Origin of the sequence: Salmonella sp. SAL4457 (genome assembly GCF_046548235.1) — a bacterium.
Taxonomy (GTDB): Bacteria; Pseudomonadota; Gammaproteobacteria; order Enterobacterales; family Enterobacteriaceae; genus Salmonella; species Salmonella enterica.
Map to the genome: position 1 here is coordinate 1 of NZ_JBGDZO010000075.1, position 425 is coordinate 425.

The window sequence follows — 425 nt, forward strand, 5'->3', positions numbered from 1 at the left end:
GGCCTGTCCGATGCGTTCGCAGGTATCGACAGCCGGGTATCCGGCGAGGCGCTGTCGGCCAGCTTCCAGGTGATCCGCGAGCGCATGCAGGCCGAAGCCCAGGCCAAGGCCGAAGCCGCCGCTGGCGAAGGCCGCGCCGACCTGGCCGAGAACGCCAAGCGCGAAGGCGTGACCGTGCTGCCCTCGGGCCTGCAGTTCGAAGTGCTGAGCACTGGCGAGGGCGCCAAGCCTTCCCGCGAGGATACCGTGCGCACCCACTACCACGGCACCCTGATCGACGGCACCGTATTCGACAGCTCCTACCAGCGTGGCCAGCCGGCCGAGTTCCCGGTGGGCGGCGTGATCGCCGGCTGGGTCGAAGCGCTGCAAGTGATGAACGCCGGCTCCAAGTTGCGCCTGCACGTACCGAGCGAACTGGCCTATGG

1 protein-coding gene is annotated in these 425 nt (G+C 68.9%); it reads left to right on the forward strand.

Annotated features, from left to right (window positions below; translation table 11 throughout):
• On the forward strand, positions 1-425 hold a 425-nt coding region (locus ACLJNW_RS23295), incomplete at both ends, for an FKBP-type peptidyl-prolyl cis-trans isomerase (protein ID WP_410961098.1).